This is a genomic window from Streptomyces sp. HNM0575, assembly GCF_012726265.1.
Taxonomy (GTDB): Bacteria; Actinomycetota; Actinomycetes; order Streptomycetales; family Streptomycetaceae; genus Streptomyces.
Genome location: NZ_JAASAG010000018.1, coordinates 1 through 20,926, shown reverse-complemented (window position 1 = coordinate 20,926; position 20,926 = coordinate 1). Strand labels below are relative to the sequence as shown.

Genomic DNA, 20,926 nt, shown 5'->3' with positions numbered 1-20,926 from the left:
AATGCTCACCCCCGCTCAGCCGGCCGCCCGGGCGGTTCGGCACGGTCATCGGGATTCCTTTCTCCGCGGCGGGACTCACGCGCGACTTCGGCCGAGGTCGTTGTCGATGTAGGCGAGCAGGTCGTCGACGGAAGCGGTGCCGATCGCGGCGGCCGGCGCCGCGGTGTCCGAGGCCCGGGCCCGGGTCCAGGAGTCGAGGATCTTCTTGAGTCGCCGTGCCACCCGCTCGTCGCCCGCGTCCTGCGCGGGGGCCGCGGCGAGCGCGGCCTCCAGCCGGTCCAGCTCCGCCTGCGCCGGGGCGACGTCCTCGGTCTCGCCGTCGCCGAGTTCGCCAAGCAGGAACGCGCACAGAGCGCGCGGGCTGGGATGGTCGAACACGAGCGTCGCGGGCAGCGTCAGCCCGGTCGCGACCTTGAGCCGGTTACGCAACTCGACGGCGGTCAGCGAATCGAAGCCGAGGTCACGGAACGCCTCGTCCACCGGCACCAGGTGCGCCGAGGCGTACCCGAGCACGGCGGCGGCCTGGCCGCGGACGAGGTCGAGCAGGAACCGCTCGCGCTCCGAGCGCGACAGTGTGGCGAGCCGGTCGGTGAGCCCGGCGGCCGACTGCGGCGCGGCCTCCGCGGCCCTGCGCACCGGTGCCTTGACCAGGCCCCGCATCAGGGAGGGGATCGGGCCGCCCGCCGAGCGCAGCCCGCTGATGTCCATCCGCATGGGGAGCACCACCGGGTCCGGCAGGCCGACCGCGGTGTCGAAAAGCCGCATGCCCTGCTCGAACGAGACCGGGAGCAGGCCGCCGCGGCCGGCGCGGCCGCGGTCGGTGGTACCGAGGTGCCCGGCGAGCCCGGGGTTGTCCGGGTCGCCGCTGTCCTCCCACATGCCCCACGCCATCGAGGTGGCGGCGAGGCCGTGCCCTCGGCGGTGCGCGGCGAGGGTGTCGAGGAACATGTTGGCCGCCGCGTAGCTGCCCTGGCCGCCGCCGCCGAGCGTGCTCGCCGCCGAGGAGAACAGCGCGAACACGGCGACCGGCAGGTCCCGGGTCAGCTCGTGCAGGTTCCACGCGGCGTCGACCTTGGGCCGGTAGACCGTGTCGACGCGGCCGGGGTCGAGCGAGCCCAGCACGCCGTCGTCGAGTACGCCCGCGGTGTGTACGACCGCGGTGAGCGGGTGCTCTTCCGGGATCGCGTCGACCGCCGCACGCAGGGCTTCGGGGTCGGCGGCGTCGCAGGCCGCGACCGTCGCCGTCGCGCCCTCCAGCGCGAGGTCGGCGACGAGCCGCGCCGTGGTCGGCGCGGCGTCTCCACGGCGGCTCAGCAAGGCGAAGTGGCGCGAACCGGAGGCCGCGAGGTGCCGGGCGACATGCCCGGCGAGCAGTCCCGAGACACCGGTGATCAGCACCGTCCCGTCCGGGTCGAGCGCCGGTGCCTCGGCCGGTTCGGCGGCCGCGGGCACCCGGGCGAGCCGGCAGGCCAGCAACTCGCCTGCGTGGAGCGCCAGTTGCGGCTCGTCGGCGGCGACGGCCGTGGCCACGGCCTGCGGAACCATACGCAGCGAGTCGGCGCTCTCGTCGAGGTCGACCAGTACGAGCCGGTCCGGGTTCTCGGACTGGGCACTGCGCAGCAGACCCCACAGCGGCGCCTGGAGGAGGTCCGGGTCGCCGGTGGTGGCGTGGGTGGCGTGGGTGGTCGCCACGACGAGCCGGGTGTCGGCGAACCTCTCCTCGGACAGCCAGTCCTGGACCAGGGCGAGCACGTCCGCGGTCACGCGCCGGACGGCGGCCGGCACGTCGGGGCAGCCGGCCGTACCGTCCGGGGCGCCGACCGGCAGCACCAGCGTGTCCGGCACCTCGGCGGCTGCGGCCAGATCCGCCCAGGAGGAGAAGTACGCCACCGTGGAGTCGTCCGCGGTGAGCGACTTCGTGAGCGGCGAGTCGCCGACGACGGCCCACCGTCCCGTCTTCCCCGCCTGTACGCCCAGCGGCGCGAACTCGGGCCGGAACAGCGAGCGGTGGTGGCCGCCGCCCGGCTGGGACGGCATGGCGACCGCGCCGATCTCCCGCACCAGCAGCGAGTCGACGGCGACCACGGGCCGCCCCGTCTCGTCGACGGCGGTGAGCGACACCGTCTCCTCGCTCGTGAGGTCCATGCGCACGCGCATCACCGAAGAGCCGGCGGCGAAGAGCCGCACCCCGGTCCAGGAGAACGGCAGCCGCAGCGGCTGCTCGCGGTCGCGCTCCTGTCCCGCGATCAACGCGTGGAACGCGGCGTCGAACAGCGCCGGATGGAGCCCGAAGTGCTCGGCGTCGGAGCGTGCCTGCGTCGGCAGGGAGACTTCGGCGAACACCTCGCGGCCGCGGACCCAGACGTCGCGCAGGCCTTGGAAGACCGGGCCGTAGCCGTAGTCGCGGGCCACCAGCATCCCGTAGACCTCGTCGGCCGTGACGTGGGAGGCGTCCTCGGGGGGCCAGGAGAGCGGCGCCGCGGGGCCGGACCCGGCGGGCGCGGTCGCACGCAGCCAGCCGGTGGCGTGGCAGGTCCACTCGGCCTCGTCGAGCTCCTCCCGGTCGTGCTCGGGCCTGGCGTAGACGGTGAGTTGCCGCTGGCCGGTCTCCAGCGGGGCGGCGACCACGACCTGCACGGCGTGTGCGCTGCGCTCCGAGAGCAACAGCGGCGCCTGCACGGTCAGTTCCTCGACCGACTCGCAGCCGACCCGGTCCGCGGCGTGGAAGGCCATCTCCATGTACGCGGTCCCGGGCAGGATCACCATGCCGGAGACCACGTGGTCGGCGAGCCACGGCTGCGCGGCGAGCGAGACCCGGCCGGTGAACGCGACCGAGCCCGAGTCGGGGAGGTCGACCTCGGCCGACAGCAGCGGGTGAGCGGCGGCGGTCAGGCCCATCGCCGCGGCGTCCGCGGGACGGCCGGACGCCGTGAGCCAGAAGCGCTCGCCCTGGAAGGCGTAGGTGGGCAGTTCGACGAGCGCGGCCCCGGTGCCTTCGAACGCGGGCGACCAGTCGACGGCCGCGCCGTTCACATGCGCCTGGGCCAGCGCCAGCAGGAACCGCGTCGGGCCGCCCTCGCCGCGGTGCAGGGTCCCCCACGCCGCCGCCTCGCTGCCGGCGTCGGCGGCGATCTCCTCGACGGCCGTCGAGAGCACCGGGTGCGGGCTCGCCTCGACCAGCATCCGTACGCCGTCGTCCAGCACCCCGCGGACGGAACGGTCGAACTGCACCGTGTCGCGCAGGTTCCGGCGCCAGTACTCGGCGTCGAGTCCGGCGGTCGGGCGGCGGGCACCGTCGACACAGGAGTGGAACGGAACGGCCGTCTCCACGGAGGTCACGGACGCCAGCAGGTCCAGCAGTTCCTCGCTGATCCCGTCGACCTGTGCGGAGTGCGCGGCGTAGTCGACCGGGATGATGCGGGCGCTGACGTCCTCCGCCACGAGCTCGGCGTGCAGCTCGTGCAGCGCGGCGACCTCGCCGGCCAGTACGACGGCGCGCGGTCCGTTGACGGCGGCCACCGAGAGCCGGTCGCCCCGGGGCGCGATCCGTTCGGTCACCTCGTCACGGCCGAGCTGGACGGACATCATGCCGCCGGTTCCGGCGATGCGGGTCAGCGCACGGCTGCGCAAGGCGACGACCTTTGCCGCGTCGTCGCGGGACAGCGCACCGGTCGCGGCAGCCGCGGCGATCTCGCCCTGGCTGTGCCCGAGTACCGCTGCCGGTTCCACCCCGTGGGCGCGCCACAGCGCGGCCAGCGACACCATGACCGCCCACAGCATCGGCTGCACCACGTCGACCCGGTCGAGTCCGGGCGCGCCCTCGGCGCCGCGCAGCACGTCCACGGGCCGGAAGTCGATCCACGGCGCGAGCGACGCGCAGCAGGCCGTGAACTCCTCGCGGAACGCGGCCGACGAGTCGTACAGCTCCAGCGCCATCCCCGCCCACTGGGAGCCCTGGCCGGGAAAGACGAACGCGACCCGGCCGCCGTGGGCCGCGGTGCCCCGCACCACGTTGGCCGCCGGCTCGCCCGCGGCGAGCGCGGTGAGTCCGCGCACGAGCTCGTCGCGGTCGGCCCCGACGACGACGGCCCGGTGCTCGAACGTCTCCCGCGTCTCGGTGAGAGAGCGAGCGATGTCCTGGACGGACAGGTCCGGACGGTCTCCGGCGTGGGCGGCCAGCCGTCCGGCCTGCGCACGCAGGGCGCGCTCGCTCCTGGCCGACAGCACCCACGGCACCGGCCCCGCGGCGGGCTGCCCGGCGGCCAACTCCCGGTCCTGGCCCTGGTCTTGGACCCGGCCCTGGTCCCGATCCCGGTCCTGGTCCCGGTCCTGCGCCTGGCCCTGTTCGAGGATCACGTGCGCGTTGGTCCCGCTGATGCCGAACGCCGACACCCCGGCCCGGCGCGGGCGACCGGTGTCGGGCCAAGGCCGCGCCTCGGTGAGCACCTCGACCGCGCCACCGGACCAGTCGACCTCGTGCGTCGGCTCCGTGACGTGCAGGGTCTTCGGCAGCACGCTGTGGTTGAGCGCCAGCACTGTCTTGATGACGCCGGCGACCCCGGCCGCGGCCTGCGCGTGACCCAGGTTCGACTTGAGCGAGCCCAGCCACAGCGGCTGCTCGCGGTCGTGTTCCCGGCCGTAGGTGGCCAGCAGCGCCTGGACCTCGATCGGATCGCCCAGTGCCGTGCCGGTGCCGTGCCCCTCGACCGCGTCGATCTCTCCCGCCGACAGGCCCGCGCTGCCCAGCGCCTGGCGGATCACCCGCTGCTGCGCGGGACCGTTGGGCGCGGTGAGCCCGTTGGAGGCGCCGTCCTGGTTGACCGCCGAGCCCTTCATGACGGCGAGTACGCGGTGTCCGTTGCGGCGGGCGTCGGAGAGCCGTTCGAGCACGACCCAGCCGGCGCCCTCGGAGACGGCGAACCCGTCGCCGCCCGCCGCGTACGCCTTGGACCGCCCGTCCGGGGCCAGCGCACCCTGCTTGCTGAACTCCACGAACTGCGTGGGCGTGGACAGGATCGAGCAGCCGCCCGCGAGGGCGAGCGAGCATTCGCCGCCGCGCAGCGACTGCGCGGCCAGGTGCAGGCTCACGAGCGACGAGGAGCAGGCCGTGTCCACGGTCATCGCCGGGCCTTCGACACCCAGCGTGTAGGAGATCCGCCCCGACATCACGCTCGCGCTCACGCCGGTGGCGCGGTAGCCCGCGAGGGCGTCGTCCGCGTCGGCGAGGACGATCGCGTGGTCCTGGCCGTTGCTGCCGACGAATACGCCGGTGTCGCTTCCGCGCAGCGAGGCCGGGTTGATGCCGGCGCGCTCGATCGCCTCCCAGACGGTCTCCATCAGGAGCCGCTGCTGCGGGTCCATGGCGAGTGCCTCGCGGGGGCTGATGCCGAAGAAGCCGGCGTCGAAGGTGCCGGCGCCGTCGACGAAGCCGCCCTCGCGCACATAGCTGGTGCCCACGGCGTCAGGGTCCGGGTCGTACAGGGCCTCCAGGTCCCAGCCGCGGTCGTCGGGCATGCCGGTGATGGCGTCGGTCCCGTCGGCGACCAGGCGCCACAGGTCCTCGGGCGATCCGACGCCTCCGGGGAAGCGGCAGGACATGCCGACGACGGCCACGGGCTCGTCGGCCGGGGCGGCAGCACGCACCGGCTCCGCCGAGCGCGTCGTGCCGAGGACGAGTTCGAGCAGCTTCTCGCCGAGCGCGGTGGCGGACGGATGGTCGAAGACCAGCGTCGCGGGCAGTGCCAGCCCGGTCGCCGCGGCGAGACGGCCGCGCAGCTCCACCGCCGTGATCGAGGCGAACCCGAGGTCGCGGAACTTCTGCCCCGCCGGGATCGCCTCCGGCCCCGCGTAACCGAGGACCACGGCCGCCTCGGTGCGCACGAGGTCGACGACGGCCCGTAGCCGCTCGGCCTGCGGCAGCGCGGAGAGCCGGGAGCCGAAGCCGGACGACGGCGCGGACGCACCCGATGTGCGCCGGGCGGGCCTGTGGACGAGGTCCTTCAGCAGCGGGTCGACCGCGCCGTCCGCCGCGGGCCGCAACCGCATCGGGACGAGGCAGGGATCGTCGAGCGCGAGAGCGGTGTCGAGCAGTTCCATGGCCTCGGCCGCGGAGAGGCCGGCCGCCGGCCAGGAACCCCACGGCAGCGCCACGGCGTTCCGGCCGCTCGCCCGCCGGTGCGCGGCGAGCGCGGCCGCGAACGCCGTCGTCGGGGCGTCCTCCCCACCGAAGAGGCCGTCGGCGGAAGCGAAGAGCACGAAGGGCGCATCGCTGGTCACCAACTCGTCGAGGTGTCCGGGGGTTTGGGAGTCGGCGGGGTCGGTGCACACGACGGCGCCGAGCGGCCCGGGCAGTTCCGCCAGCAGCGCGGCGAGCGCATCCCGGTCCCGCGTCTCGCAGGCCCGTACGTCAGCGCCGGGGCACTCGTCGAAGGCACCGGCCAGCACCACGTGCTCGGCGCCGAGCACGTGGAAGTGGTCCACGAGGTGCGGGGTCCGTTCGTCTCCGGTGCCGGTGACCAGCACCGTCCCGGTCCATCGCGGAGGTACGGGCTCGGTGGGCGGAGCCACCCGCGCCAGCCGGGGCACGTGTACGGCGCCCTCGCGTACGGCCGTGACGGGCTCGCCGTCCACCGTGCCCAGCACGCCGCGGGAGGCCGCCGTCCCGTCGTGGTCGGTCAGGCGGACACGGGGGGAAGCGGCGGCCCGGACCACGCCGGGCAGCGCGGCGAGGCCGAGGTCGGGCTGCTCGCCGTCGAGGGCGACCGCAGAGCGGGTACGCACCACCAGCGTGCTCGTGACGTACCGGTCGTCGGCGAGGAACTCGTCGACGAGCTTCGCGAACCGGCCGGTCAGCTCCGGGCCGGTCAACTCCGGGCCGTTCAACTCCGGGCCGGGCTCGCAGGCGTCGGCATCGACGACGAGCACCGGCGCGGGCGGCACCGGCCACTCCGCGAGGTCGAAGCGGCAGACCTCACCGTCGTCCGGTTCGGCGTCGGGGGAAGTCGCGGTCCACTGCGGACGGAAGAGGGAGCCGCTCTGCGCGGCCGCGGCGGCGGCGAGTTGCGCCGCCGTCACCTCGCGCACAACCAGGCCGTCCGCGACGGCGACGGGCTCGCCCTGCCCGTCGGTGGCCAGCATCGACATCGAGTCGTCACCGGTCAGCGTGAGCCGCACGCGCAGCGCGGTCGCGCCGGCGGCCAGCAGGCGGACGCCGCTCCAGGCGAAGAGCATCCGCATCGGGCGGCCGTCGTCCTCGGTCTGCGCTGCGAACAGCGCGTGGAAGGCCGAGTCGAGCAACGCCGGGTGCAGCCCGTACCCGCTGCCCTCGCCCTGCTCGGACAGCGTCACCTCGGCGAACACGTCCTGACCGCGCCGCCAGGCGGCACGCAGGCCACGGAAGACCTCGCCGTAGCCGAACCCGGCGGCGCCGAGCCGTTCGTAGAGCCCCTCGACCGGTAGCGGCCGGGCACCCGGCGGCGGCCACTCGGCGAGCGTGCCGGCGTCCGCGGCCGCCGTCGTGCCCGCCGTCGTGCCCGCAGCGGTGCCGAGGCTGCCGACGGCGTGGCAGGTCCACTCCTGGTCCTCGGCCCGCACGCCGCCGTCCGGCCGGGAGTGGATGGAGATCTCGCGGTTGCCGCTCTCCTGGATCGCACCGACGTGGACCTGGATCGCGACCGAGCCGTGCTCGGGCAGGATGAGCGGCGCCTGGAGCGTCAGCTCCTCGACGGTCCCGCAGCCGACCTGGTCCCCCGCGCGGAAGGCGAGTTCCAGGTGCACGCTCCCGGGCACCACCACCTTGCCGAGCACCTCGTGCTCGGCGAGCCAGGGGTGGGAACGCCGGGAGAGCCGGCCGGTGAGCAGTCCGCCCGAGGCCGGCAGCGTGACCCCGGCCGGCACGAGCGGATGCCCGGCCGGGACCAGGCCGATCGAGGCGATGTCGCCGGTCGCGGCGGGCTGGAGCCGGTAGCGCTCGTGCTGGAAGGCGTAGGTCGGCAGGTCCACCCGGCGACCGCCGGCGAACAGCGCGGTGAAGTCGACCGGTGCGCCGTGCACGTGCGCGCCGGCCAGCGCCCGCAGGAACTGGGCGAAGCCGCCCTGGTCACGGCGGAGCGTGCCGGTCACGGCCGCGGCGACGCCGACGTCCTCGGCGATGTCCTCGACGCCCATCGAGACGACAGGGTGCGGACTCACCTCCAGCAGCAGGCGGTAGCCCTGGCCGAGGGCGGCGCGGGTCGCCTGGTCGAAGCGGACCGTGTCGCGCACGTTGCTGAACCAGTGGGCGGGCCGCAGTGCGGCGGTGTCGACGCGCTCGCCGGTGACGGTGGAGAAGAGCGGGGTCCCGGTGGCTCGCGGGGAGAGCGTCGCGAGGACCTGCTCCAGCTCACCGCGCAGACCCTCGACGTAGAACGAGTGGCCCGCGACGTCCGTCGGCAGCTTGCGCACCTTGACGTCGCGCTCGTCGAGCAGGGCGGCGCATTCGTCGATCGCGGCCTGCTCGCCCGTGATCACCACGGCGCGCGGGCCATTCACGGCGGCGACCTCGATGCGGCCCGCCCACGTCTCGATGAGCGGGGCCAGTTCGTCCTCGCTCATCTGAACCGAGGCCATCGCACCGGTACCGGCGAGCGTTTGCAGCGCCTTGCTCCGCGCGGCCACCACTCGCGCCGCGTCCTCTCTGGACACCGCGCCGGTCACGCAGGCGGCGACGATCTCGCCCTGGCTGTGGCCGATCACCGCGGAGGGCTCCACGCCGTACGAACGCCACAGCGCGGCGAGCGAGACCATGACCGCGAACAGCAGGACCTGGGCGACCTCGACCTGCGCCATCTCGGGTGCGTCGGGGGCGCCCCGCACGACGTCGGTGAGCGAGTACCCGACGTGCGGGGCGAAGGCGGCCTCGCAGGCCTCGAACTCGGCGCGGAAGGCGGGGGCTGACTCCAGCAGTCCGGCGGCCATGCGCGGCCACTGGGAACCGAAGCCGGGGAAGACGAAGGCGACCCGGTCGCCGTAGGCAGCGGTGCCCGTCACCACGTTCGCGGCGGACTCGCCCTCGGCGAGCGCGCGCAGGCCGCGCAGCAGCTCGTCGCGGTCGGCGCCCAGTACCACGGCACGGTTGTCGAACGTGGAGCGCGTGGTCGCAAGCGACAGCCCGATGTCCGCAGCGGACAGTTCCGGATGTGACTCGGCGTGGTCCAGCAGGCTGCGGGCCTGGCCGCGCAGACCCGGCTCGCTCCGCGCGGACAGCAGCCACGGCAGCGGCCCGTCCGGCTCGGCCACGGGGCTCTCCGCTGCCGCGGCCCCGGTCTCGGTCTCGGCCGCCTGCTCCAGGACGATGTGCGCGTTGGTTCCGCTGACGCCGAACGACGAGACCGCCGCACGGCGCGGCGCACCGGTCTCCGGCCAGGGACGGGCGTCGGTGAGCAGCTCGACGCTGCGGGCCGACCAGTCGACCTCGTCCGTGCGCCGGTCCGCGTGCAGGGTGCGCGGCAGCTCGCCGTGCCGGAGTGCCATCACCATCTTGATCAGGCCGCCGACGCCGGCGGCGGCCTGGGTGTGGCCGACGTTCGACTTGAGGGAGCCCAGCCACAGCGGCCGGTCCGCGCTGTGCGCACGGCCGTAGGTGGCGAGCAGCGCCTGTGCTTCGATCGGGTCGCCCAGCGCGGTGCCGGTGCCGTGTGCCTCGACGGCGTCGACGTCCGCCGCGCCGAGGCCCGCGTCGGCGAGCGCGTCTGAGATGACCCGCTGCTGTGCCGCGCCGCTGGGCGCGGTGAGGCCGTTGGACGCACCGTCCTGGTTGACGGCGCTGCCGCGGACCACGGCGAGGATCGTGCGCCCGTTCCTGCGTGCGTCGGAGAGCCGTTCCAGCAGCAGCCAGCCGACGCCCTCGCCCCAGCCCGTGCCGTCCGCTTCGGCGGAGAACGCCTTGCACCGGCCGTCGGAGGCGAGGGCGCCCTGCCGTCCCGCCTCGACGAACATCGCGGGCGTGGCCATCAGCGCGACGCCGCCCGCCATCGCCAGCGTCGACTCACCGCGCCGCAGCGAGTCCATCGCAAGGTGCACGGACACCAGTGACGACGAGCAGGCGGTGTCGACGGTGACCGCGGGCCCCTCGGTGCCGAGGAAGTAGGCGACCCGGCCGGAGAGGACGCTCTGCGTCGCCCCGGTCACGCCCTGGCCCGCGACGTCCGAGCCGGCGCCCGCCACCACGATCACGTGATCCTGGTTGTTGCTGCCGACGAACACCCCGGTGCGGGTCCCGCGGACGGTGAGCGGGTCGAGGCCCGCGCGCTCCAGCGCCTCCCAGCCCGTCTCCAGCAGCAGCCGCTGCTGCGGGTCCATCGCGGTGGCCTCGCGGGGGCTGATGCCGAAGAAGCCGGCGTCGAAGTGGTCGGCGCCGTCGAGGAAGGCGCCCTCCTGCACGGAGGACTCCCGCGTCAGCTCGTCGAGGTCCCAGCCGCGGTCGTCCGGGAAGCCCGTTACGGCGTCGGCGCCCTCGTCGACGAGACGCCACAGCTCCTCCGGGGACCCGACGCCGCCGGGGAACCGGCAGGACATGCCGACGACCGCGATCGGCTCCGTCTGTGCGTCCTCCAGCTCGGCGAGGCGCTCCTGGGTCTCGTGCAGCTCGGCGGTGACGCGCTTGAGGTAGTCGAGGAGCTTCGGTTCGTTCGCGAGTTTCGGTTCGTTCGTCATCGTGCAGAACCCATCCGTGTCAGGGCGCGGATCACCGGCTCCGGCGGCCGCGGGAGAGCGTGGAGTCGATCAGCTTGAGGACTTCGTCGGCGTCCGCGTCGTCCAGCGCCTCGCTGAAGCCCTGATCCGCGGGGGGCGGCGCCGCCGACCGCGCGGCCAGCAGCTTCCGGAGCCGCTCGGTCACCGCGTCGTCCGGCGGTGCGGTGGCCAGCAGCGACTCGAGCCGGTCGAGCTCGGCCAGCAGCGAGGACGCCGCCGGTTCCTCGGCCGGGGCGAGCGCTCCGGTGAGGAACCCGGCCAGCGCGCGGGGGGTCGGATGGTCGAAGACGAGCGTCGCGGGCAGCGTGAGCCCGGTCGCCTCCTTGAGCCGGTTACGCAGCTCGACCGCGGTCAGCGAGTCGAAGCCGAGGCCGCGGAAGGACTGCTCCGGCGGCACCGCCTGCGGGGAGTGGTGGTCCAGCACGAGCGCGATCTGCTCGCGGACCATTTCCAGCACCACGTGTCCCGCCTCGTCCGGCGACAGAGTGGGCAGCCGCGTCAGGAACTCGTCACGGGGGCCTGCCGGTGCCGTGGCGGCCACGGGCTCCGCCCGGGCCACGGCCGGGGCCAACTCCCGTAGCAGCGGCGGCGGATCGGTGAGACGGGCGACGTCCAGCCGCATCGGTACGAGCACCGGCTCGTCCGCGGCCGCGGCAAGGTCCCACAGCGCGAGGCCGTCCTCGGCGGTGAGTTCGACGGCGCCGGTCCGGCGCATGCGCGCGGTGTCCGCAGCCGTGAGACCGCCCGTCATCCCGTCGCTCGCGTCCCAGGGGCCCCAGGCCAGGGCGGTGGCGGGCAGCCCGGCCGCCTGCCGGTCGGCCGCGAGGGCGTCGACGAACGCGTTGGCCGCGTTGTAGGCGGCCTGCCCGGCCGAACCGAGCAGGCCCGCGGCGGAGGAGAAGAGAGTGAACGCCGCGAGGTCGTCGTCGCTGGTGAGCTCGTGCAGGTGCCAGGCGCCGCCGGCCTTCGCCCGCAGTACGGCGTCGACGCGCTCCGGAGTGAGCGACGTGGCGAGGGCGTCGTCGAGCACACCGGCCGCGTGGACGACGGCTGTGAGTGGGCGGGCCTCTTCGAGGGCGTCGGCGAGCTGGGCACGGTCGCCGACGTCGCACCGCCGCGCGGTGACGTTCGCGCCGAATCCCCGGAGGGCGTCGACGAGTTCGGCGGGGACGTCGCCCCGGGCCAGCAGCAGGAACTCACGCGCGCCCTGCCCGGCCAGATGCCGGGCGACCAGACCGCCGAGGCGGCCGCTCGCTCCGGTGACGACCACGGTCTCCTCCGGGTCGGGCCGCCGCGGTATCCGCAGCGCGACCTTTCCGACGTGCCGGGCCTGCGACATGAAGCGGAACGCCTCGCGGGCACGGCGCAGATCCCAGACCCGCAGCGGCGGCAGGCTGAGCACACCGCGGCCGAAGAGGCCGACCAGTTCGCTCAGCATCTCGCGTATCCGGTCGGGACCGGCCTCGACGAGCTGGAACGCCCGGTAGGTCACGCCCCGGTCGGCGGCCAGGGCCTCGGGGTCGCGCACGTCGGCGAGCCCCATCTCCAGGAAGCGCCCGCCGGGGCGGAGCAGGTCGAGCGACGCGTCGGCGAACTCGCCCGTCAGGGCGTTCAGTACGACGCCCACCTTCGGGAAGCGCTCACGGAAGTCGAGCGTGCGGGAGGAGGCGATGTGGTCGTCGTCGACGCCCAGCGCACGCACCGCGTCCCGCTTGCCGTCGCCGGCGGTAGCGTACACCTCGGCGCCGTAGTGCCGGGCGAGCTGCACCGCGGCCGTACCGACCCCGCCCGCGGCGGAGTGGATGAGCACGGGCTCGCCCTCGCCCAGCTCCGCCAGGTCGTGCAGGGCGTACATCGCCGTGAGGAACGCCATCGGCACACTGGCTGCCTGGTCGAACGTCCAGCCCGCCGGTATGCGCGCCACCGTCCTGTGGTCGGTCACGGCCGAGGAGGCGAAGGCGTGGCTGAAGATCCCGAACACGCGGTCTCCGGGCGCCAGTTCCGTCACGCCGGGCCCGGTCTCCTCGACCACCCCGGCGCCCTCAGTGCCGAGCTTCGGCACACCCGGGTACATGCCGAGAGTCATCAGCACGTCGCGGAAGTTCATGCCCGCCGAGCGGACCGCGATCCTGATCTCACCGTCGCCCAGGGGTTCCCGGGGCGCCTCGGCGACGGTCAGGTCGTCGACCGTGCCGGGCTTGGTCACGTCCAGCCGCCAGGAGCCCGCGGGCGGTACGAGGCGGTCGTCTCCGTCGGGGCGCGTCAGCCGCGGCACGAAGAACTCGCCGTCGCGCAGCAGGAGTTGGTCCTCGCCGAGTGCCACGGCGGTCCGCGCGGCCCCGCCGAGCAGGTCAGCGGAGGCGGCATCGATGCCGGCGCCGGTGCCGGTGCCGGTGCCGGTGTCGGCCAGCAGCAGACGACCCGGGTTCTCCGTCTGCACCGAGCGCAGCAGCCCCCAGGCCGAGGCGAGCGCGGGGTCGGGGGCGTCCGCGTGCGCGCCCGGGGCCGCCACGACGAGCCGGGCGGCGGCGAACCGTTCGTCCGCCAGCCAGCGCTGGACCACGTCGAGCGCCGCGGCCGTGACCTGCCGGGCGCCGGTGAGCGGGTCGGCCTCCGTGGCCGCGAGGTGGTGCAGTACCAGGTCCGGCACGTCGTCCCCGAGGTCTTCGAGCAGCGGCAGCGGCTCTCCCTCGGCGACCTCCAGCGGGACCCACGCGGGCCGCAGCAGCTCACGCTCCCCCGCCGCGACGGCCGCGCGGGAGACCTCGCGCGAGACGAGCGAGTCGGCTGCCAGTACGAGCCGCCCGTCGGAGTCGGTCGCGGTGACGGCCACCGAGCCGTTCTCCCCCGTGTCCAGCCGGACCCGAAGGTCGGCGGCTCCGGTGCCGAACAGACTCACCCCGGTCCAGCTGAACGGCAGCCGCGCGGGCGGTGGTTCGGACTCGTCGGGCCGTTCGGCCAGGTCGGCGACGACGACCGCGTGCAGCGCGGAGTCCAGCAGGGCCGGCGAGACGGCGAACCCCGCGGCGGACTCGGCGACGGAGACCTCGGCGCACAGGCCGTCGCCGGTGCGCCACACCTTGCGCAGGCCCCGGAACGCGGGCCCGTACTCGTATCCGGCGTGTGCGAGCCGGTCGTAGGCACCGGCGATCTCCACCGGGACCGCGCCCTCGGGAGGCCAGACCGTCTCCGGCTCGGCAGGCGCCTCCTCGGCGACGAGCCGTCCGGTGGCGTGACAGGTCCACTCCGCGCCGCCGGCGACGGCCCGCCGCGAATGGACGGCGACGGGCCGGCCGCCGTCGTCCTCGGGGCCTTGGACGACGACCCGCAGGGCGAGTTCGGCTTCCGGCGCGAGGGGCAGCGGGGTCTGGAGCGTCAGTTCGCCGACCCGCGGCAGGCCGACGAGGCGGCCGGCGTTCAGACAGAGGTCGAGGAAGGCGGTGCCCGGCACCAGCGGAGTGCCCAGTACCGCGTGGTCGGCGAGCCACGGGTGCGTACGCAGGGAAATCGTGCCGGTGAAGACGTCGATGCCCGTGCCGGGCACATCGGCGGCAGCGGTCAGGACCGGGTGCCGCACGGTGCCGAGGCCCCAGGCGGCCGCGTCGGCGGGGCGGCCGGGGACGAGCCGGTAAGTCCCGTGCTCGAAGGCGTAGGTGGGCAGCTCGGTGCGGCGGGCGCCGCTGAAGAGGGTGTCCCAGTCCACGTTCGTGCCGCGCACGGCCGCGCCCGCGACCGCGGTCAGCAGGGCGGCCGTCTCGTCGCGGCCCTCGCGCAGCCCCGCGAGCCAAGTGCCCTGGCCGCTCTGGCAGTCCGGGCCCATCCCGGCCAGCACCCCTGCGGGGCCCAGCTCCAGGAAGGTCGTGACGCCCTCGGTCTCCAGTACGCGGACGGCGTCGGCGAACCGCACGCTCTCGCGTACGTGCCTCACCCAGTGGCCCGGCTCGGCGACGGACCCGGCGGACCCCGCGGACCCCGCGGACCCCGCGGACCCCGCGGACAGCATCGACACCAGCGGGATGCGCGGCGGGTGGAACTCCAACTCGGCGACGACGCGCGCGAACTCGTCGAGCATCGGCTCCATCAACGGCGAGTGGAAAGCGCAGGAGACGGTGAGCTGCTTCGTCCGGCGGCCGCGCTCGTGCAGTACGCCCGCCACGCGTGCCACGGCGTCCTCGGCACCCGCGATCACGACGGAGGCCGGGCCGTTCACCGCGGCGACGTCGACCGCCTCGTCCTCATCGGGCAGTTCCCGCGCCTCGTCCTCCGAGGCTTCGACGGCGACCATCGCGCCGCCGGGCGGCAGCGCCTCCATCAGCGACGCCCGCGCCGCGACCATGCGGCAGGCGTCGGCCAGCGACAGCACCCCCGCGACATGTGCCGCCGCGATCTCGCCGATCGAGTGCCCGGCGACGTGGTCGGGCGTCACGCCCCACGACTCGACGAGCCGGAACAGCGCGACCTCCAGCGCGAACAGCGCGGGCTGCGCCCATTCCGTACGGTCGAGGTCGTCGCCGCCCGAGAAGACCATGTCCCGCAGTCCGGGCGGAAATTGCTCGCACACGGCGTCGAAGGCCTCGCGATAGGCCGGGAACTGTTCGTACAACTCCGCGCCCATGCCGGGCCGTTGCGAACCCTGGCCGGAGAAGACGACCGCGAAGCCGCCGGCGTCCACGTGCCCGGTGACCACGCCGTTCTCCGCCCGCCCGTCGGCGAGTGCCCGCAGCCCGCGGGCGAAGTCCTCGTCCCCGGATCCGAGCACCACCGCGCGGTGTTCGAACAGCGACCGGCCGGTCACCAGCGAATGGGCCACGTCGACGGCGGGCCGGCCGACCACGTCCGCCAGCCGCGCGGCCTGTCCGCGCAGCGCCGCCTCGGACCGCGCGGAGACGACCCAGGGCACGACCGCGGGCCCGGTGGCGGTCTGCGGCTCCGGCTCCGCCTCCGGATCCGGCTCCCCCAACGGCGCCTGCTCAAGGACGACATGGGCGTTGGTCCCGCTGATCCCGAACGAGGAGACCGCGGCACGGCGGGGTTCACCGGCCTCCGGCCACGGCGCGTTCTCGGTGAGCAGTTCGACGCCGCCCGTCCAGTCGACGTCCGGGGTGGGCCGCGACACATGCAGCGTCTTCGGCAGCAGGCCGTGGCGCAGGGCCATGACCGTCTTCACGACACCGGCGATGCCCGCGGCGGCCTGCGTGTGGCCGAGGTTCGACTTCACGGAGCCGAGCCGCAGGGGGCGGTCCGCCGGCCGGGCCCTGCCGTAGACCTCCAGCAGCGCCTGCGCTTCGATCGGGTCGCCCAGGGCCGTGCCGGTGCCGTGCGCCTCGACCGCGTCGACCTGCTCGGGCCGCAGCCCCGCGTTCTCCAGCGCCTGGCGGATCACCCGCTGCTGTGCGGGGCCGTTGGGCGCGGTCAGCCCGTTGGACGCGCCGTCGGAGTTCACCGCTGAGCCGCGCAGCAACGCGAGGACCTCGTGCCCGGCCCGCTCGGCGTCGTCGGCGCGCTCCAGCAGTACGAACCCGGCCCCCTCCGCCCACACGGTGCCGTCCGCGTCGGCGGAGAACGCCTTGCACCGGGCGTCGGAGGAGAGCCCGCCCTGGCGCCGGAACTCCTCGAAGGCGTCGGGCATCCCCAGCACGGTGACTCCGCCGACGAGCGCCAGCGAGCACTCCCCCTGCCGCAGCGACTGGGCCGCGAGGTGCAGCCCGACGAGCGAGGAGGAACACGCGGTGTCCAGCGTCATCGCCGGGCCCTCGAACCCGAGCGCGTAGGCGATCCGTCCGGACAGGACGCTGGCGCTGACCGCCGTGGCGGCGAACCCGTCCAACTCGTCCGTACGGAACCGGACTCGGTGGTCCTGGCCGTTGGTGCCGACGAACACTCCGGTCCGGCTGCCGCGCAGGGCCGCCGGGTCGATCCCCGCCCGCTCCAGCGCCTCCCACGCGGTCTCCAGCAGAAGCCGCTGCTGCGGGTCCATCGCCGCGGCCTCGCGCGGGCTGATGTCGAAGAACGCAGGGTCGAAGTCGTCGGGCCGGTCGAGGAAGCCGCCGTGTGGCACGGTCTCCACCGTCCAGCCGCGGTCGGCGGGCACGGGCCCGATGGCACAGGTGCCGCTCTCCACCAGCTGCCAGAGCCCCTCCGGACCGCTCACTCCGCCCGGGAACCGGCAGGACATGCCGACCAAGGCCAGCGGCTGCCGGGCCGCTTCCTCGGCCTCCCGCAGACGCTCACGGGTACGGCCGAGGTCGACGGTGACCTTCTTCAGGTACTCGCGGAGTTTCGCTTCGTTCTGCATGGGTCTCCTCGCGGGGCGGTGTGAGCGGGTCAGCGCTTGAAGGAGACGCACATCCGCTCGAGGCCGCGCACGACGATGTGCCTGCGGTACTCGAGGGACGACTCGTCCAGCTCCATGTCGCTCAGCCGCTGGACGAACTCGGAGATCGCTATCTCCGCCTCGAGCTTCGCCAGGCTGGAACCGATGCAGAAGTGGGCGCCGGCACCGAAGGCGAGCGACATGGGCTTCGGCTTGCGCCGCACGTCGTAGGCGTCGGGGTCCGGGTAGGCGCGCGGGTCGCGGTTGCCCGCGGCCATCAGCGCCACGACGATGTCGCCCTCCCGCAGGTCGTAGCCGCCGATGGTGGCGGGCGCCTTCGCCATGCGGGCCGCCAGGTGCACCGGCGGGTCGTAGCGCAGCGTCTCGTCGACCAGCGTCGAGATGACGCTCGGGTCCTCCCGCAGGATCGCGAGCTGGTCGGGGTTGCGCAGCAGGGCGAGCAGGCCGCCGGAGATGAGGTTCGTGGTCGACTCGTGGGCCGCGACGAACAGCGTGGACAGCACGCTGGTGACCTCGTGGCGGGTGAGCCGGTCGCCGTCGCTCTCGGTGGCCAGCAGGCTGGAGACCAGGTCCTCGCCGGGGTTCTTGCGACGCCGGTGGATGAGGTCGGCGAAGTAGGCGTGCGCGGCCATGGCGTTGCTGCCGAACCGGTTGATCTCGTCGACCGAGAACACGTTCTGGACGCCGATCGCGGCGCCGAGCGTCGGCATCTCCGTGGAGAGCGCCAAGTCGTCCGACCACTCCTTGAGCATGTGGCGCTCGTCCTGCGGGATGTCGAAGAGGTCGCAGATGATGCCGATCGAGACGGGGAAGGCCAGCTCGCTCACCACGTCCAGCTCGCCCTTGTCGATGAAGTCCTCGAAGAGGCCGTCGACGATCTTCCTGATCTGGCTCTCGAAGCCGGACACGATGCGGGGGGTGAAGGACTTGGAGATGAACTTGCGCTGCCGTCCGTGCCCGGGCGGGTCCATGAAGAAGATCGAACTGGCCGCCCGGTCCTCCTCGTTGACCACGAAGTTCTTGATCATGGGCGACTCAGAGGTGTCACTGCCCATGTCGCGGTGGCGCAGGATCTGCGAGCAGTGCTCGTACTCGCCGAAGATGACCACCGAGCCGTCGAGCACCGAGAACGGGCCGCGCTCCCTCAGCTCCGCGAGGTAGGGATACGGGTCCGCCCGGATCGCATGGTCCATCAGCGCGCCGAGCGGATTGTGCCCGACCCCGACCTCCGGGGCCGATTGGCCAGTGGTCATGGTGTTTCCTTCCGCCAACCTGGTTCTCGCCGTGCCAACCCGTCCCGTCCACGGGCCGGTTGAATCCGCGGGCCGATTGAAGCAGCGGCCCGGCGGCGGATGAATTGCCCGGCTCCACCGGGAGCACATCGTGGGGTAATCGCTCGTCCACGCCCTCGGGCGCGGGCGCGTCACTGGAGGCCGAGGTCCTCGTCGATCACGCGGAAGATCTCGTCGTCGGAGGCGGAGTCGAGGTCCTCGACCGCCATCTCGCCGCCGGCGGCACGCGTCTCGTGCCACCGCGACAGCATGGCCTCCAGCCGGGCGGCCACGCGGGCCCTGGCGTCGTCGTCGCCGTCCCCGCCGCCGAACAGGGCCTCGAGCTCGTCCACCGCGGACGGTTCCGCCTGCTCGGTCCACAGCCGGCCGCGCAGGTGCGCGGCCAGTGCGGTGGGCGTCGGGTAGTCGAAAGCCACCGCGGCGGGCAGGTTCAGCCCGCTCGCCCTGCTCAGACGGGCACGCAGCTCGACGGCGGTGAGCGAGTCGAAGCCGAGGTCGCGGAACGCCTGGTCCGGCGGGATCTTCGTGGCGCTGCTGTGCCCGAGGACCACGGCGGCCTCCTCGCGCACCAGATCCGTGAGGACCTTGGTCGCCCGGTCCGCGGACAGACCGGCGAGGCGGCGGCCCAGGTCGGGCGTCCCGGACGCCGGGCGTTCCGCCTCCGGCCGCACCACGCGGTACAGCGGGGCGCCCTCGGCCGCGGGCGCGAATCGCTCCCAGTCGAGGTCGGCGACGACGGTGTGGGCCCGGTCGAGGCCGGGCGCCGACGACAGGGCGCGCAGGGCTCGCTCGGCCGCCATCGGGACGATGCCCTGCGCACGCAGGTGCTCGCCGGTGTCGCCGGCGGCCATCCCGGCTTCGGCCCACGGCCCCCACGCCACGGACACCGCCCGCTCTCCCGCGGCCCGGTACCCGTCGACCAGGGCGTCGACCGCCGAGTTGGCCGCGGCATAGGCCCCCTGGCCGGGCAGGCCGAGCGAACCCGCGATGGACGAGAAGACCACGAAGGCGTCCAACTCCCCTGTCAGCTCGTGGAGGTTGGCGACCGCGTCGGTCTTGGCGCGCAGCACGGCCTCCAGGCTCTCCTGCGTCACCGACCCGACGAGCCCGTCGTCGAGCACGCCGGCGCAGTGCACGACAGCGGTCAGCGGATGCTCCGCGGGGATCCCGGCCAGCACGGCCGCCAGCGCATCGGCGTCCGCCGCGTCGCAGGCCACCACCGTCGCCGGCAGGTCGGCCGCCAACTCCCGCGCGCCCGGCGCGTTCTCGCCCTGACGGCTGGCCAGCACGAGGTGCGCGGCACCGTGGGCGGCGAGCCACCGGGCGACACGGGCACCGAGCGCGCCTGTGCCCCCGGTGACCAGCACGGTGCCGCTGGGACGCCATTCGGTGCCGCCCGGTTCGGGGGCCGGGAGCAGCCGGCGTGCGTACGTGCCCGACGGCCGCAGCGCGACCTGGTCCTCGTCGCCGGCCAGTGCCGCCACCACTCGCGGCCACTCCGGGGAGCCCGCGAGGTCCAGCAGACCGCCCCAGCGGTCGGGGTGTTCGAGCGCGGCCACCCGGCCGATGCCCCACACCGCGGCCTGTGCGGGACTTCCCCCGGCTTCGGTGGCCCCGGCGGTCACCGTCCACATGGGAGCTTCGACCCCGGCTTCGCCCAGGGCCCGGACGGTGGCCGAGAAGGTGAGCACCGCGTCGGCGATCTCCATCTGGCCGAAGTGCAGCAGCGAGAGCACTCCGGCGTACGGGCGCTCGGGCACGCTCGCGGCCAGGGATTCGCCGCCGGTCACGACCAGTTCGGCTTCGACGCCGGCGGCGGACAGCGCCTCCACACAGCCCGAGACCTCCTCGGTCTCCTCACGGCACAGCACCAGCCATGCGCCGTACGGGACGGCGTCGTGTTCCGGCACCGGTTCCCAGCCGATCCGGTACTGCCAGTCGCCGACGCCCGCGGCCTCCTCCTGACGCCGCCGCCACGACGAGAGAACCGGCAGCGCGGCCTCCAGCGCATCGCGCTCCGTGTCGTCCGCAGGCCCCAGGGCGTCCACTTCGGAACTCTCGACAAGCTCCCAGAACCGGCTCTCCATCGGGCTCGCCGCCGATACGGCCGTCTCCTGGTAGGTGCCTTCCAGCCAGTAACGCTGATGCTGGAACGGGTAGGTGGGGAGGTCGACGCGGCGGGCCCCATGGAACAGCTCCGCCCAATCCAGCGTCACTCCCCGCGTCACCAGCTGCGCCAGCCCGGTCATCAACGAGACGGGCTCGTCCCGGCCAGCACGCAACGACGGCACGAACAGCCCGTCGGGTGGGAGGAGTTGTTGTCCCATGCCGCTCAGTACGGCATCCGGGCCCAGCTCCAGCACCGTCGACACACCCTCCGCGACCAGCCCTTGGACGGTGTCGGCGAACCGTACGGCCACCCGCACATGCTCCACCCAATACTCCGGCCCCAGCGCCTCCACCCGCTCACCGGAAACCATCGACACCAACGGAATACGCGGCGAGTGGAACTCCAACCCGGCGACGACACCCGCGAATTCATCGAGCATCGGCTCCATCAACGGCGAAT

The 20,926-nt window shown here is 74.2% G+C and carries 4 protein-coding genes; all 4 read right to left on the bottom strand.

The window, feature by feature from the left end:
• Nucleotides 1-75: 75 nt before the first annotated feature.
• On the bottom strand, nucleotides 76-10,692 hold the full coding sequence (locus HCC61_RS28795) for a type I polyketide synthase (RefSeq protein ID WP_169140579.1): 10,617 nt from the start codon (nucleotides 10,690-10,692) through the stop codon (nucleotides 76-78).
• 31 nt (nucleotides 10,693-10,723) lie between these two features.
• Nucleotides 10,724-17,026, bottom strand: a complete 6,303-nt coding sequence (locus tag HCC61_RS28790) for a type I polyketide synthase (protein ID WP_169140576.1) — start codon at nucleotides 17,024-17,026, stop codon at nucleotides 10,724-10,726.
• 29 nt (nucleotides 17,027-17,055) lie between these two features.
• Nucleotides 17,056-18,318, bottom strand: a complete 1,263-nt coding sequence (locus HCC61_RS28785) for a cytochrome P450 (RefSeq protein ID WP_169140574.1) — start codon at nucleotides 18,316-18,318, stop codon at nucleotides 17,056-17,058.
• 170 nt (nucleotides 18,319-18,488) lie between these two features.
• Nucleotides 18,489-20,926 (bottom strand): SDR family NAD(P)-dependent oxidoreductase (locus HCC61_RS28780; RefSeq protein ID WP_206323152.1); only part of this gene is annotated, 2,438 nt, incomplete at its 5' end.

Excerpts from the sequence above, each read along its gene's own strand:
- HCC61_RS28795 (WP_169140579.1), bottom strand. The coding sequence starts at position 10,692 with ATGACGAACGAACCGAAACTCGCGAACGAACCGAAGCTCCTCGACTAC.
- HCC61_RS28790 (WP_169140576.1), bottom strand. The coding sequence starts at position 17,026 with ATGCAGAACGAAGCGAAACTCCGCGAGTACCTGAAGAAGGTCACCGTC.
- HCC61_RS28785 (WP_169140574.1), bottom strand. The coding sequence starts at position 18,318 with ATGACCACTGGCCAATCGGCCCCGGAGGTCGGGGTCGGGCACAATCCG.